We start from the raw sequence: 13,088 nt of genomic DNA, 5'->3' as shown, positions 1-13,088 counted from the left end.
GCCGTCCGGTTCCACGCGCCTCACGGTCCCGGCTGTCGCCCGCGCGCCCTACGCCGCCCGCTTCCGCAGGCGCAGCACGAAGCCGATGACTTCCGCCACCGCCCGGTAGTGCTCGGCCGGAATCTCGCGGTCGATCTCCACGGTGGCGTGGAGCGCCCGGGCGAGCGGCGGGTTCTCGATCACCGCGACGCCGTGCTCGGCGGCCACTGCGCGGATCCGCAGCGCCAGGGCATCGACGCCCTTGGCGACGCAGACGGGCGCGCCCATGCCGGTCTCGTAGCGCAGCGCCACCGCGTAGTGGGTCGGGTTCGTCACCACCACGGTGGCAGTGGGGACCGCAGCCATCATGCGCTTCTTCACCCGGGCCATCCGCAGCTGCTTCAGGCGCCCCTTGACCTCCGGGTTGCCCTCCGACTCCTTCATCTCCTGCTTGAGTTCCTCCTTCGACATGCGAAGGCGCTTGCGCCAGCGGAACCGGGCGTAGAGCGCATCGCCGAGCGTGATCGCGAGGTGCATGCACAGCATGCCGGCGAGCAGCCGCAGGCTGAGGGACAGGATCGCCGGCAGGGACGCCGCCGGGTCCAGGCGTGCGAACACCTCCAGCCGGTCGCGGTCGTTCCACAGCACCACGCCGCCGACGATGCCCACGGCGCCGATCTTGGCCAGACCCTTGCCGAACTGGAACAAGGCCTCGACGCCGACGAGCCGCTTCACGCCCGCCATCGGCGAGAGGCGCGAGAATTTCGGCATCAGCGTCTCGGTGGTGAAGACCAGGGGGTGCTGCAGGAGTCCCGCGGCCAACCCGGCCACGATGGCCGCCCCCACGGGTACGGCCACCGCCTGGAGCCACAGCCACAGTCCGTGCGTCATGGCCGCCCGCATCGCCGTGGCGTCGTCCGGCAAGGTGGAGGCGTTGGCGAGGTAAGCCTTGAGACCGTGCAGCAGGTTGGTGGCGATGCCGGGGGCGGCGACCAGCAGCGTCAGGGTGAACGCGCCCAGCATCGCGAAGGTGTTGATCTCGCTGCTGGTCGCGACGTCGCCGCGCTCGATGGCCTGATCGAGCCGCCGTTGGGACGGCTCCTCGGTCTTGTCCTCGTCGTCGGTATCGTCGGCCATCGGGCGTCGCTCTCAGCGCGGACGAGGGATCGGGGTGCGGGCGGCGCGGCCGCTCAGCGGCCGACGTAATCCCCGAGATACCGGCCCAGATCGTCCAGGAACACGCCCATCATGACGCCCAGGCAGCCCATCAGGATCAGCATGCCGATCAGGACCGAGGCCGGGACCGCCAGGAAGAAGACCTGCAACTGCGGCATCAGCCGCGAGAGCACGCCGAGCCCGAGGTTGAATAGGATTCCGAAGGCGATGAACGGACCGGAGATCTGCACCGCCAGGGTGAAGCCCCGGGCGAGGGCCTTCGTGGCCAGCATCAGCGCGTCCGAGAAGGCCGGGACGCCGTCGGGCGGCAGCACCTCGTAGCTGCGGGCCACACCCTCGATCGCGAGATGGTGCAGGTCGGCGGCGAAGATCAGCGTGATCCCGAGCAACGACAGGAAGTTGCCGATCGCCACCTGCTGGCCGCCCTGGCTCGGATCCACCGACATGGCGTAGGACAGGCCGACCTGCGCCGAGATGATCACACCGGCGGTCTGCAGGGCTGCGAGGACCATGCGCACGGTCAGCCCGAGCACCAGGCCCACGATCGTCTCGCCGAACAGGAGCCCGATCAGCCGCGGGCCGGCTACGCCCTCCGTCCCGCCGAGCAGCGGCCGCACGGTCGGAAACAGCACCAGGGTCGTGAGCAGCGCGAAGGCGAGGCGCAGGCGCGGCGACACGGTCTGCTCGCCGATGCCCGGCATCAGCATGATCAGCGTGCCGATGCGCGCGAAGGTGATCAGGTAGGCCGAGGCGATGCCGGGCAGGAGCAGGTTCATCGCCGCCCGTATGGCACGCGCGGTCCTCGCCTGTCGCGGCCGGCCCGCGCATCAGCCGCCGGCCGCGATGCGGGCTGCGATGCGGGTCATGTAGCCGGCCATGGCGTCGCCCATGAAAGGCAGCATCAGCAGCAGGGTGGCGAACACCGCCACGACCTTCGGCACGTAGATCAACGTCTGCTCCTGGATCTGCGTGAGAGCCTGGACCAGGGAGACGGCGAGCCCGACCGCGAGGGCGACCAGCATCAGCGGCCCGGCGACCTTGAGGAAGACGAAGATGCCGTCGCGGGCGATGTCGAGGATGGCGAGGCCGGTCATGGGGATGCGATCTGTGCAAGGGGCATGGGCGGTGGCGCGGGTGGAGGACGTGCCGGACGGCCGTTCAGATCTGCATGCGCATGATCTCCTCGTAGGCGGAGATCATCCGGTCGCGAACCGCCACCATGGTCTGGAGGGCGGTCTCGCTCTCGGCCACCGCGGTGACCACATCCACGACATTCGCCTTGCCGGTGGCGGCCGAGACGGCCTGGGCGTCGGCCCGGCGGCCGGTATCGCCGACGCTGTCCAGGGTCTGCCCGAGCATCTGCATGAAGTCGGTGCCGGTGCCGGTCGTCGGCTGCACCCGGGGCGCGGGCCGGCCGCCGGCGAGGCCCTGGACGGCCGCGTAGGCACCCGCCGCGAAGTTGCTCGAAGCCATCGCCATGCGTCCTTGCTAAGCGTCCCGACCGGTCACTTCAGGATCCCGAGGGTCTGCGCCAGCATCTTGCGGGTGGCGCTGACCATGTTGAGGTTCGCCTCGTAGGAGCGCTGGGCCTCGCGCAGGTCCATGTTCTCGATGAGCGCGTTGACGTTGGGCATCTGCACCTCGCCCTGGGCGTTGGCCGCGGGGTTGCCCGGCTCGTACTTCGTCCGGAAGGCCGATGGATCGCGCTTGACCCGTCCGGCTTCCACGAGCCGGGCGCCGGTCTCGTCGTCGAGATGGCTCGTGAAGCTCGGGATCTTCCGGCGGTAGGGCTGCGCCCCGGCGGAGGCCGGCGCGGAATCGGCGTTGGCGATGTTCTCCGCGATGATGCGCATCCGGCCGGACTGGGCCTTGAGGCCGGAGGCCGCCACCGCCAGCGACTTGCTGAATTCCATGGTTCGGGACCCTCTATCCTACCGCGACCGTATGGAGACGGCGCTCGACTGCCGGCGGCCGCGCGTCAGCTCTTGCCGATCGCGATCTTCAGGGTGGTGAGGCTGTGCTGGTAGAGGGAGGCGGCCAGCTGATAATCCGACTGGTTGTCGCCGGCCTTCATCATCTCGTCCTCGAGGTTGACGCCGTTGCCGCTGGGGCGGATCTCGAAGCCCTTCGCGCGCTTGGAATCCGTCCCCACCCCCTGCCCGGCCGGAGCCATGTGGCCGGGGCTCGTCAGGGACAGGCTGGCCGCGGTCGCTGACGCGGTCGCGGCCAGGGCGCCGCTGGCCCGGTCGAAGTGCGGCTCCACGAGGTCGCGGGGCTTGAAGCCCGGCATGTCGGCGTTGGCCACGTTCTCGGCGATCAACCCCTGGCGCGCCTGCGCCCATTGCATCCGCGTGCGCAGCATGCCCAGCACGGGCAGGTCGGTGAGGGCCAAGGTCGCCTCCGCTGTGGCGTGGCCGCGCCGGAACGAGCGGGCTCGGCAAAATCTGCCGCGCGCATGGTTAACGCCGCGTTAAGCCGTTCGACGCCGTCGACCCGGTCTCGTGACCGGTGCTCTCGGGAAGGCGAGGTTCGTCCCCGCTTCGCGTGCGAAGGCGCCGTTCGGATCGCGGAGCCAGGGAGAGATATGGTGGGAGGTGCATCGCGCGCCGGTCCACAGGGGATCGTCGATGCGCGATGGCGACGCGCCGGTCCCTGATCCTCGCCCTATTGTCTTGATCGCCGACAATTAAAAGGTCTGTTAACGAACTCTTAACGTCGTTTGCCCTGCCGCCCCCCCGGCGTGGTAAGGATGAAGCCGTGCCGGCACGCATCCGCGGCGGCCGGAACGGACGAGTGCGTAACCTTGCGATGGCTGCAATTCGTGTTCGGCTCTGACGGCTCCCCCATCGTCCAGTATATTGTCATTTTCGCCGTCATCTTCACGGCGCTGGCGGCCATCGTGTTCACGGTGCGCCGGCTGACGGGCCGAAGCCTGGCGCTCCCGGGGCGTACCGGCAATCGCGGGCGGCAGCCGCGTCTCGGGATCGTCGACGTCTACGAACTCGACCGCGCTCGGCAACTGATCCTTCTGCGCCGGGACAACGTCGAGCACCTGCTGCTCGTGGGCGGCCCCAACGACGTGGTGGTCGAGCGCAACATCCAGCGCAGCCAGCGACCGCTGCCCGAGGCGGCCCTTCGGCCGGAACTGACGACCGAGCCTCTCGCCGAGCCGCTCCAGGACCCGCTCGTCCAGGGCGGTCGCCTGCCCGAGCCGCCGCGGGTCCTGCCCGAGTCAGCGGGGCGCCGCGCGGAGCCCCTGTTCGATCCGGGCTTTGAGATGCCGGTGGTGGTACCGCCGCCGGTGCCGCGTTCTGCGGCTGGCCCGTCGGTGCGGCTCCCCCTCGATGCCGCCCTGCTCGTTGGCGATGAGCCCGGCCAGGATATCCCCGCGCCCGTGCCACTCGCCCCGCCGCCGGCACCATTGCGCCCGCCGGCGCCTCCTCTGGTGGCAGAGCCGCCCGCCCCCCCTGCGCGCGAGCCGACCATCCCCCGGCGGATCCTGAGCCGGACCGCACCGCCCCTCGTCGAACCGCGGCCCGATCCCGCCTCCGAGCGCAAGCCGGAGACGGTACCCGCGGAGTTGGAGCCCCCCCGTCCGGCGCCGGCCCTCGCCGTGCCCTCCGAGCGCCGGTCGGTCGATCCGGTCGTCCTGTCCGACATGGCTCGACAGCTTCAGGCCGCTCTGTCGCGCTCGTCCTCGGCGGTGACCCCGGCGCCCCAGATCGCGCCGTCCCCCGCCCCGACCCAGGGCGTCGATCCGGTCGCGGCCGCAATGGCCTCCGCCCCCGCTGATCCGGGGCCGCCCCTTGCTGCCCAGCATGTGGCGACCCCGCCCTCGCCCCCAACCAAGGCGCCGAGCGTTCCTGTACCCGCGCCGCCGCCTCCCGCGCCGCCTGTGCCTCCGGCTATGCCGAAGGCCGCTCCGGTCTTCGCGCCGCCGCCGCCGGCACCCCCGCCCGCCGTAGAGCCCCCGGAAGCGAAGTCATCCGGCAACCCGTTCTCCGTGGAGGAGATCGAGGCTGAGTTCGCCCGCCTTCTCGGCCGCCCCCTCGACAAGCGGAGCTGAACGCCCGCATCGCGGCGCAATGCAGTCTGTCCGCGAGGCAGGCACGCCCATAAACGGGGTCCGTCGCGTTTCGCCTGCAGGGCCGTCGGAATGCGTCTCGGTCGGCGGAGCAGGGCGACGAGACCTGCCATTAACCATCGGTTAACCCTCATCCGGGACGTTCGGTCGCGGAGGTTGTCCGATGCTCGCAACGAACGCCGAAACCGCTCACCGCAGTCGCGCCTACAGGGCCTTCAGGCTCGACCGGGCCGGCCGGGTCTTCGCGGCCGAGATCGTGCCAGCCGAGGACGACACGCAGGCGCGCCGCCGCGCCCGGGCGATGGTCGAACGCGACGCGATCGAACTCTGGGAACGGACCCGGTTCCTCGGGCGCTTCGAGCCCGTCGTGTCCGATGGGCTGGATCCCTCGGCCCAGCTGGAACGCTGAAACCGGAACCGGCTTCGCGGGGGCGGGGGGCGATCCTTCGGTCTTGAGGGCGCACCGAGCCGCGCAGCCGCGTGCCGTCAGCGCCCAGCGGTTTCCTGCATCGCCAGGACCGCGAGGAAGCTGAGGATCGCGGCCGCCGACAGGTAGAACCCGACGAAGCCGATCCCGCCGAACGCCACGAGTTCCTGCGCGATGTAGGGCGCACCTGAGGCGCCCAGGATCCCCGCGAGGTTGTAGGTGACCGAGGCACCCGTGTAGCGCACCCGCGTCGGGAACAGCTCGGGCAGGACGGCACCCATCGGCCCGAACACCCAGCCCATCGTCAGGAGGCTGAGGCACAGGAAGCCCAGGACGGGCGGCCAGGTCCCGCTGCCGGCGGCGTGACCGAGCATCGGCCCCATCAGGAAACCCAGCAGGAACGTCACCGCCATCCCGGAGAGCAGGACCGGCCGGCGCCCGAAGCGATCGGCCGCGGCACCCGACACCACGGTGCCGAGCGCCATGAAGCAGACCGCGATGCACTCGAACAGCAGGAAGGTCGGCCGGCTGTAGCCGAGGGTCCCGGTGCCGTAGCCCAGGGCGAAGACGGTGGAGAGGTAGAACACCGCGTAGACCGCCACCATCGCGAGGGTGCCGACCAGGACCGAGCGTCCATGCTGCGTCAGCATCGTCGCGAAGGGGACGCGCTCCGGCCGCGCCTCGCTGAGCGCCGCCCTGAAGGCGGGCGTCTCGGTCAGCTTGAGGCGGACATAGAGCCCGACGCCCACGAGCGCCGCGGAGGCCAGGAACGGCAGGCGCCAGCCCCAGGCCTGGAAGCTCGCCGGCGACAGGCCGAAGCTGAGGGCCAGGAAGCCGAGATTGGCCAAAATGAAGCCCACCGGCGCGCCGAGCTGCGGGAAGATTCCGTACCATGCCCGCCGACCCGGCGGCGCGTTCTCGACCGCCAGGAGCGCCGCTCCGCCCCACTCGCCGCCGAACCCGATGCCCTGGCCGCAGCGCAGGACGCAGAGGGCGGCGGGCGCCCACCAGCCGGCGGCGGCATAGGTCGGCAGGCAGCCGATCAGGACCGTGGAGAGACCCATGATCAGCAGCGACGCCACCAGCGTCGCCTTGCGGCCGACGCGGTCGCCGAAATGCCCGAACAGGGCCGCGCCCACCGGCCGCGCGATGAACGCGATGGCGAAGGTCGCGAAGGCGCTGAGCTGCTGGACGCCGGGTGCGCCCGCCGGGAAGAAGACAGGGCCGATCACCAGGGCGGTGGCGGTGGCGTAGATGTAGAAGTCGAAGAACTCGATCGCCGTGCCGACGAAGCTCGCGGCGAGGATCCGGGCGGCGCTCGGTGCGGCAAGCGGCGTGCCTGCGGTGTCGACGGTCTGCAACATGATCGGGGTGCGGAAGGAGGGGGCCGGGGCGATTGCGGCGCTTTCGCACGGGGCGGCCCACGCGGGTACCCCGGTTTCGGCATGGGTGCCCGACGGGGCTGCCGGACTTGTCCGACCCTCTCGGCTGCCCGACCGGGTACCCGACAGGGCCGGGCGACGGGGGCTCGGAGGTCGCTGTGCGGCGCACCAGCGGCGGCCTTGCGTTCCCCGGTCCCGTTCGCCAAGCTGAACGGCCATATTCCGCGACGGCTGCCGGCCGCGGCGCCGTCCACATCACTTGAGTATTGCGATGAGAGTCACTGTCGAGCGCGCGGCCCTGCTCAGGTCGCTCGGCCACGTGCACCGGGTCGTCGAGCGCCGCAACACGATTCCGATCCTGTCGAACGTGCTCCTGCGGGCGGAAGGGTCGGGGCTCCAGCTGCGGGCGACGGATCTCGACATCGAGGTGACCGAGAGCGTGCCGGCCGACGTGTCGGATGCGGGCGCCACCACGGTGCCGGCGCACGTGATCTACGACATCGTGCGCAAGCTCCCCGACGGCGCGCAGGTCTCCCTGGAGACCGGTGGCGAATCCGGCCAGATGACGATCCGGTCCGGCCGCTCGCGCTTCGCCCTCGGCGCCCTGCCGGAGGGCGACTTCCCGGATCTCGCCGCCGGCGAGATGCCGCACGGCTTCGAGATCGCCGCCGCCGACCTGAAGCGGCTGATCGAGAAGACCCAGTTCGCGATCTCCACCGAGGAGACCCGCTACTACCTCAACGGCATCTACCTGCACACGCTGGAGACTGAGGGCGGCCCGGTGATGCGGGCGGTGGCCACCGACGGCCACCGGCTCGCCCGCGTCGAGCTTCCGGCCCCGCAGGGCAGCGTCGGCATGCCGGGCGTGATCGTGCCGCGCAAGGCGGTCGCCGAGATCCAGAAGCTCCTCGACGACGGCGGTGAGACCGTCGCGGTCGACCTGTCGCCCGCCAAGATCCGCCTGCGCTTCGCCGGCGGCCTGACCCTGATCTCCAAGCTGATCGACGGCACCTTCCCGGATTACCAGCGGGTGATCCCGGCCAACAACGACAAGCGGCTGACCGTCGAGCGCGACGCCTTCGCCAAGGCCGTGGACCGGGTCTCGACGATCTCGTCGGAGCGCGGCCGCGCCGTCAAACTCGGGCTCGTCGAGGGTCGCCTCGCGCTCTCGGTGAACAACCCGGATTCGGGCAGTGCCACCGAGGAACTCGATGTCGACTACGAGGCGGCCAATCTCGATATCGGGTTCAACGCCCGGTACCTCCTCGATATCACCGCGCAGCTCGAGGGCGACACCGCCCTGTTCAAGCTCGCCGATCCCGGTTCCCCGACCCTGATCCAAGACCGCGAAGGCGCGCCGGCGCTGTACGTGCTGATGCCGATGCGGGTGTGAGACCGCCGCGGCACGTCCTGTTCCTGCCCTCGTCCTGGGGTGCCGGAGCGTAGCGGGGGCCTCGCGAGAGGTCGCCAGAGTGCGACATGGGTTCTGGAGCCCTCCTGCGAGGCCCGCCGACGCGGACACCTCAGGAGGAGGGTGTTGAATGGGATGTCAGATAGGAAGGGACGGTTGAGCGCGGTGCGGCTCGACCTCCGGGTTCACCGATGAGCGATGTCGTCGATCCGCGGGTCGAGCCCAACGGGTCGGATCTGCGCGTCACCCGCCTGATCGCCCGCGATTTCCGCAATCACGCCGATCTCGAGCTGAGCCCAACGGCCCGGTTTGTGGCGCTGGTCGGAGAGAACGGCGCGGGCAAAACCAACCTGCTCGAGGCGCTCTCGCTGTTCGTGCCGGGCCGGGGCCTGCGCCGGGCGGAATTCGCCGCGATGGCGCGCGATGGCGGTCCGGGAGGGTTCGCGGTCTCGCTCACCCTCGACCGGGATGGCGCCGAGCACCGGCTCGGTACGGGTCTCGAGCCGCCGGGTCCCGACGGGCGGGCGAGCCGGCTCTGCCGGATCGACGGCGCCACGGCCTCCTCGCCGGTGGCGTTCAGCGAGTTCCTGCGGGTGGTCTGGCTGACCCCCGACCTCGACGGGCTGTTCCGCGGGGCGGCCGGGGACCGGCGGCGGTTCCTCGACCGTCTCGTGCTGGCAGTCGATGCCGCGCACGGCGCCCGGGTCTCCGCGATGGAGCGGGCTCTGCGCTCGCGCAACCGCCTGCTGGAGGAGCGGCCCGACGACGACCGTTGGCTCGACGCGGTGGAGCGGGAGGTCGCCGAGCTGGGCGTCGCCGTGGCCCTTGCCCGCCGGGAGACCGCCGAGCGCCTCGACCGGCTCATCGCCGAGACCCGGGACGACGGGCAGCCCTTTCCCTGGGCCTCCATCCGCCTCGAAGGCGACCTCGACGACCTCGTGGCGGTCTGGCCCGCCATCGAGGCGGAGGACCGCTACCGCATGGCGCTGCGCCACGGCCGCAACCGGGACCGGGCCGCCGGCCGCACCCTGATCGGGCCGCAGAGCAGCGACCTCGTGGTCCGCCACGGTCCCAAGGACGTGCCGGCGGGAACGGCGTCCACCGGGGAGCAGAAGGCGCTGCTGATCGGGCTCGTCCTCGCGCATGCCCGGCTGGTGCGGGCCATGAGCGGGATCGCGCCCCTCATCCTCCTCGACGAGGTGGCGGCCCATCTCGACCCGCGGCGGCGGGCCGGCCTGTTCGAGGCCCTGGAGGCGCTGCCGGGACAGGTCTGGATGACCGGCGCCGACCCGGATGCCTTCGCGCAGGCCGGCGCCCGGACCCAGGTGCTCCGGATCGGGGCCTGACGGGCCTCAGGCCGCCCGCACCGTGCTCAGGAAGCGGGAGACCTCCGCCCCGAGATGCTCGGACTGGCGCGACAGCTCACCCGCCGCGCCGAGCACCTGGGCGGCAGCCGCGCCCGTCTCCTCGGAGGCCTTGGCCACGCCGGTGATGTTGCTGGTGACCTCGTCGGTGCCGGTGGCGGCCTGGGAGACGTTGCGCACGATCTCCTGCGTGGCCGCGCCCTGCTGCTCCACCGCCGCCGCGATCGTGGCCGCCACCCCGTCGATTTCGCGGATGCGCGCCGTGATCGTGTCGATGGCCGAGACCGCCTGACCCGTCACGCCCTGGATCTGGCCGATCTGTTGGCTGATCTCGTCGGTCGCCCGGGCGGTCTGGGCCGCCAGCTCCTTCACCTCGGAGGCGACGACCGCGAAGCCGCGGCCCGCCTCGCCGGCGCGGGCAGCCTCGATCGTGGCGTTGAGGGCCAGGAGGTTGGTCTGACCGGCGATGTTCGAGATCAGCCCGACCATGTCGCCGATGCGGGTGGCCGCCTGGCTCAGGGCCTGCACGAGGTGCTGGGTCTGATCCGCCTCCCCGACCGCCGTCTGCGCGAGGCCGGCCGAGCCCAGGACCTGCCGGCCGATCTCCTGCACCGACGTCCCCAGCTCCTCCGCCGCGGCTGCTACGGTCTGGACGTTGGCGGCGGCCTGCTCGGCCGCGGCCGCCACGGTGGTGGACTGGCTGGCGGTCTCGGTGGCGCTCGCCGTCATGGTCTGGGCGGTGGCCTGAAGCTCGGTGGCCGAGGACGATACCATCCCGACGATGCTCCCGACCGCCCGTTCGAACCCGTCCGCCAGTTCCAGCATGGTGCGCTTGCGTTCGGCCGCCGCGGCCTCGTCGGCGAGGCGCTTGACCTCGGCCTCCTCGGCGGCCTTGCGCGCGACCATGGCCTTGATGCCCTCGACCGCCTTGCCCACCGCCCCGATCTCGTCCCGGCGCTGCGCTTCCGTGATCTCGGCGTCGATCTCGCCCTGGGCCATCCGCTGCAGGACCTTGACCAGGCGGTCGAGCGGGCGCGTGATTCCGATCGTCGCGATCACGACCGCAGCGAGCAGGCCGGCCAGCATTCCGAGGGCGCTGACGATCATCAAGGTCTGGCGGGTGGTGTTGGTCTGGTCGGTCAGGTCGTCCGAACCCTTCTGCATGTAGGCGTTAATATCCTCTGCGAGGGCGTTGCCGTCGGCCAACATGCTGGAAAAGACCGGATCGATCGCCGAATGCACCAGCGCGATGGCTTGATCGTTCTGGTTGGCGGAACCGAGCCGGCGGACCTCGCTCACGTCCCGGACGTAGCGCTCGACGCGGGCGGACTGCTCGTCGATGCGCGTGGCGAAGCTCGGCGCGTGCGCGCGGAAGACCGGGAGCAGCTCYTTCACCTTCGGTAGAGCGGCCTCGAAGCCCCTGTTGGCCTCCTGCATCTGGGAGGGCTCGGTCTCCGCGATGACCCGGTACACGTAATAATTGAGTTCGATCATCAGGCGGTTGAGCCGGCGCGCCTCGGCGACGGCCGCTGCCTCGTTCACGATGAAGCGACTGTATCCGTCGTCGATCGTGGTCATTCGCGACTGTGCGTACCAGACACAGCCGCCGACGATCAGGCTGATCAACGCGATGACGGTGGCCAGTTTGGGCAGAACCTTGATGTTTGACAATCGTAGCACGGTCTTCGGGCCCCGTTCGAAATCAATGACGCACGGCTGAGTGTCGGCGGGATCGATCTTGGCTATCATGAGTAAAAAAATCCTAATTTTGCGTTTTTGTCAAGACATGATTGTTACGTCGCCTTCAAATCAACGTTCTGTGTCATGAATAATAATCGATTGCATTTCGAATAGAACCGATGTTTGACTTGAAAACATACTTTTTAGCTCTTAAAATCTCGAATTGTAGTCTAGACGCCGCATATTTGTGATCAGAGCGTTCCGCGCCTATTGGGTTCATGACACCGCTGCAGCCTCATCGGCGGGGCATGGTGCCGGACAGGCATGCCCGGGGCGCCAACCTTTTCAGCGTCCGGCGGGACGCCACATAGGGGGCTCGGCACGTCGCCAGCGTGCTCACGGAATCACGAGCGCATGTCCAAGCCCGTCCACGCCATGATCCGCGTTCTCGAAGAGGAGCGCGCGCGCGACTACTACACTCGTGCCTTCGGGCTCGAGCTTTCCGACCGGTTCGACTTTCCGGACTTCACCCTCATTTACCTGCGCGACCCGAATTCACCGTTCGAACTGGAACTCACGGTCAATAAGGGGCGCGACAAGCCCTACGACCTCGGCGACGGCTATGGTCACATCGCCTTCGTGGTCGACGACCTCGACGCCGAGCACGCGCGGCATCGGCGCGAGGGTTTCACGGTCACCGACGTCAAGACGCTCAAGCACGCGGACGCGGTGCTCGCCCGGTTCTTCTTCGCGACGGATCCGGACGGCTACAAGATCGAGGTCATCCAGCGCGGCGGCCGTTTCGCCTGGCCGTCCCCGCCTCGCCCCTTCGAGACGCATCCTTGAGAACCATGCCGGACACGCCACGCATCCTCTGCATCCGCCACGGGCAATCCACGTTCAATGCCGCGCACAGGTCGGGAGGCGGGGATCCCGGCTTCCCCGACGCCCGCCTGACCGAACTGGGGAAGGCCCAGGCCCGGGCGGCGCGGGACCGGCTCCGGGCGCACCCGTTCGACCTCGTGGTCGTGTCGCCCCTGACCCGTGCCATCGAGACCGCCGCGATCCTGTTCGGCGACCATCCGCGCCAGCCGCGCGTGCTGGTCGAGGTGCTGCATCGGGAATGCCAGGAGAGCAGCTGCGACGTCGGTCGGGCAGCCTCAGAGATCGCCGCCGAGTTCCCGCACCTCGATGTCGGGCATCTGCCGGAGGTCTGGTGGCACGCCGAGCCGGGCTCGGAGGTGGGCGGCTATCCGGTCGAGCCGCGTCCCCTGTTCGACGCCCGCGTCGCCGCGTTCCGGGATTGGCTGCGCGCCCGGCCCGAGCGGGCCATCGCGGTCGTGGGGCACGGGACGTTCTTCTACCATCTGACCGGCACGTTCCTGGAGAATTGCGGCTCCATCGCGCTCGATCTCGACGCCGCGCCCGCCGCGGCCTGATCAGGCGGGGGCCAGCGCGCGGGCCGCGTCGAGGCGCGCTTGGGCTCCGGCGAGGGCGACCTCGGGCGCCTGGCGGCCGATCGCGAGGGCAGTCGAGAGGATCGCGCAGGCCTCGCTCCAGGTGCCGGGCACGAATGGGGCCGCCC

At 70.2% G+C, this 13,088-nt stretch carries 14 protein-coding genes; 6 read left to right on the top strand and 8 right to left on the bottom strand.

The genetic code is table 11. From position 1 onward, the window contains the following. Nucleotides 1-48 precede the first annotated feature (48 nt). The 6 genes from flhB to flgB form a co-directional block, all read right to left on the bottom strand. On the bottom strand, nucleotides 49-1,116 hold the full coding sequence (flhB, locus tag AC1DXK_RS11915; protein WP_477297851.1) for a flagellar biosynthesis protein FlhB: 1,068 nt from the start codon (nucleotides 1,114-1,116) through the stop codon (nucleotides 49-51). A gap of 53 nt (nucleotides 1,117-1,169) precedes the next feature. Then, nucleotides 1,170-1,931 (bottom strand): flagellar biosynthetic protein FliR, encoded by a 762-nt coding sequence (gene fliR / locus AC1DXK_RS11910; protein WP_457107258.1) that lies wholly within the window; start codon nucleotides 1,929-1,931, stop codon nucleotides 1,170-1,172. A 51-nt stretch (nucleotides 1,932-1,982) separates the two neighbouring features. Next, nucleotides 1,983-2,249, bottom strand: a complete 267-nt coding sequence (gene fliQ, locus AC1DXK_RS11905) for a flagellar biosynthesis protein FliQ (protein WP_457107257.1) — start codon at nucleotides 2,247-2,249, stop codon at nucleotides 1,983-1,985. 64 nt (nucleotides 2,250-2,313) lie between these two features. Then, nucleotides 2,314-2,628 (bottom strand): flagellar hook-basal body complex protein FliE, encoded by a 315-nt coding sequence (fliE, locus tag AC1DXK_RS11900; protein WP_457107256.1) that lies wholly within the window; start codon nucleotides 2,626-2,628, stop codon nucleotides 2,314-2,316. A gap of 32 nt (nucleotides 2,629-2,660) precedes the next feature. After that, on the bottom strand, nucleotides 2,661-3,068 hold the full coding sequence (flgC, locus tag AC1DXK_RS11895; protein WP_457107255.1) for a flagellar basal body rod protein FlgC: 408 nt from the start codon (nucleotides 3,066-3,068) through the stop codon (nucleotides 2,661-2,663). A 65-nt stretch (nucleotides 3,069-3,133) separates the two neighbouring features. Continuing rightward, nucleotides 3,134-3,547 (bottom strand): flagellar basal body rod protein FlgB, encoded by a 414-nt coding sequence (flgB, locus tag AC1DXK_RS11890; RefSeq protein WP_457107254.1) that lies wholly within the window; start codon nucleotides 3,545-3,547, stop codon nucleotides 3,134-3,136. Between the two features lie 411 nt (nucleotides 3,548-3,958). Between flgB and AC1DXK_RS11885 the strand changes: the two genes are divergently transcribed. Together AC1DXK_RS11885 and AC1DXK_RS11880 are read left to right on the top strand one after the other, a co-directional pair. Then, complete coding sequence (locus AC1DXK_RS11885) at nucleotides 3,959-5,221, top strand: hypothetical protein (RefSeq protein WP_457107253.1); 1,263 nt, start codon at nucleotides 3,959-3,961, stop codon at nucleotides 5,219-5,221. Nucleotides 5,222-5,402: 181 nt separating this feature from the next. Further along, on the top strand, nucleotides 5,403-5,648 hold the full coding sequence (locus AC1DXK_RS11880) for a hypothetical protein (RefSeq protein WP_477297848.1): 246 nt from the start codon (nucleotides 5,403-5,405) through the stop codon (nucleotides 5,646-5,648). 77 nt (nucleotides 5,649-5,725) lie between these two features. Here AC1DXK_RS11880 and AC1DXK_RS11875 read toward each other — a convergent pair whose 3' ends face one another. Further along, a complete protein-coding gene (locus tag AC1DXK_RS11875; RefSeq protein WP_457107252.1) occupies nucleotides 5,726-7,030 on the bottom strand; it encodes an MFS transporter in 1,305 nt (434 codons plus the stop codon). 289 nt (nucleotides 7,031-7,319) lie between these two features. On the opposite strand from AC1DXK_RS11875, the gene dnaN reads away from it, so the two are divergent. Next, nucleotides 7,320-8,441, top strand: a complete 1,122-nt coding sequence (gene dnaN / locus AC1DXK_RS11870) for a DNA polymerase III subunit beta (protein ID WP_457107251.1) — start codon at nucleotides 7,320-7,322, stop codon at nucleotides 8,439-8,441. A 209-nt stretch (nucleotides 8,442-8,650) separates the two neighbouring features. After that, entirely contained in the window at nucleotides 8,651-9,805 is a 1,155-nt protein-coding gene (gene recF, locus AC1DXK_RS11865; protein ID WP_457107250.1) for a DNA replication/repair protein RecF, read from the top strand. Nucleotides 9,806-9,811: 6 nt separating this feature from the next. On the opposite strand, the gene AC1DXK_RS11860 is transcribed toward recF, so the two are convergent. Next, a complete protein-coding gene (locus AC1DXK_RS11860; RefSeq protein ID WP_477297845.1) occupies nucleotides 9,812-11,503 on the bottom strand; it encodes a methyl-accepting chemotaxis protein in 1,692 nt (563 codons plus the stop codon). 414 nt (nucleotides 11,504-11,917) lie between these two features. Between AC1DXK_RS11860 and AC1DXK_RS11855 the strand changes: the two genes are divergently transcribed. Further along, on the top strand, nucleotides 11,918-12,349 hold the full coding sequence (locus AC1DXK_RS11855) for a VOC family protein (RefSeq protein ID WP_457107248.1): 432 nt from the start codon (nucleotides 11,918-11,920) through the stop codon (nucleotides 12,347-12,349). 5 nt (nucleotides 12,350-12,354) lie between these two features. Next, entirely contained in the window at nucleotides 12,355-12,942 is a 588-nt protein-coding gene (locus tag AC1DXK_RS11850; protein ID WP_457107247.1) for a histidine phosphatase family protein, read from the top strand. Nucleotides 12,943-13,088 lie beyond the last annotated feature (146 nt).

The organism is Methylobacterium sp. P3_A11 (assembly GCF_056403155.1).
The sequence above is the reverse complement of the archived record's forward strand: the minus strand, read 5'-3'. Positions and strand labels throughout refer to the sequence as shown.

Coding starts and splice junctions, on each gene's coding strand:
- AC1DXK_RS11875 (WP_457107252.1), bottom strand. CDS start 7,030: ATGTTGCAGACCGTCGACACCGCAGGCACGCCGCTTGCCGCACCGAGC.
- fliR (WP_457107258.1), bottom strand. CDS start 1,931: ATGAACCTGCTCCTGCCCGGCATCGCCTCGGCCTACCTGATCACCTTC.
- AC1DXK_RS11855 (WP_457107248.1), top strand. CDS start 11,918: ATGTCCAAGCCCGTCCACGCCATGATCCGCGTTCTCGAAGAGGAGCGC.
- dnaN (WP_457107251.1), top strand. CDS start 7,320: ATGAGAGTCACTGTCGAGCGCGCGGCCCTGCTCAGGTCGCTCGGCCAC.
- AC1DXK_RS11850 (WP_457107247.1), top strand. CDS start 12,355: ATGCCGGACACGCCACGCATCCTCTGCATCCGCCACGGGCAATCCACG.
- AC1DXK_RS11880 (WP_477297848.1), top strand. CDS start 5,403: ATGCTCGCAACGAACGCCGAAACCGCTCACCGCAGTCGCGCCTACAGG.
- fliE (WP_457107256.1), bottom strand. CDS start 2,628: ATGGCTTCGAGCAACTTCGCGGCGGGTGCCTACGCGGCCGTCCAGGGC.
- flhB (WP_477297851.1), bottom strand. CDS start 1,116: ATGGCCGACGATACCGACGACGAGGACAAGACCGAGGAGCCGTCCCAA.
- flgC (WP_457107255.1), bottom strand. CDS start 3,068: ATGGAATTCAGCAAGTCGCTGGCGGTGGCGGCCTCCGGCCTCAAGGCC.
- recF (WP_457107250.1), top strand. CDS start 8,651: ATGAGCGATGTCGTCGATCCGCGGGTCGAGCCCAACGGGTCGGATCTG.
- fliQ (WP_457107257.1), bottom strand. CDS start 2,249: ATGACCGGCCTCGCCATCCTCGACATCGCCCGCGACGGCATCTTCGTC.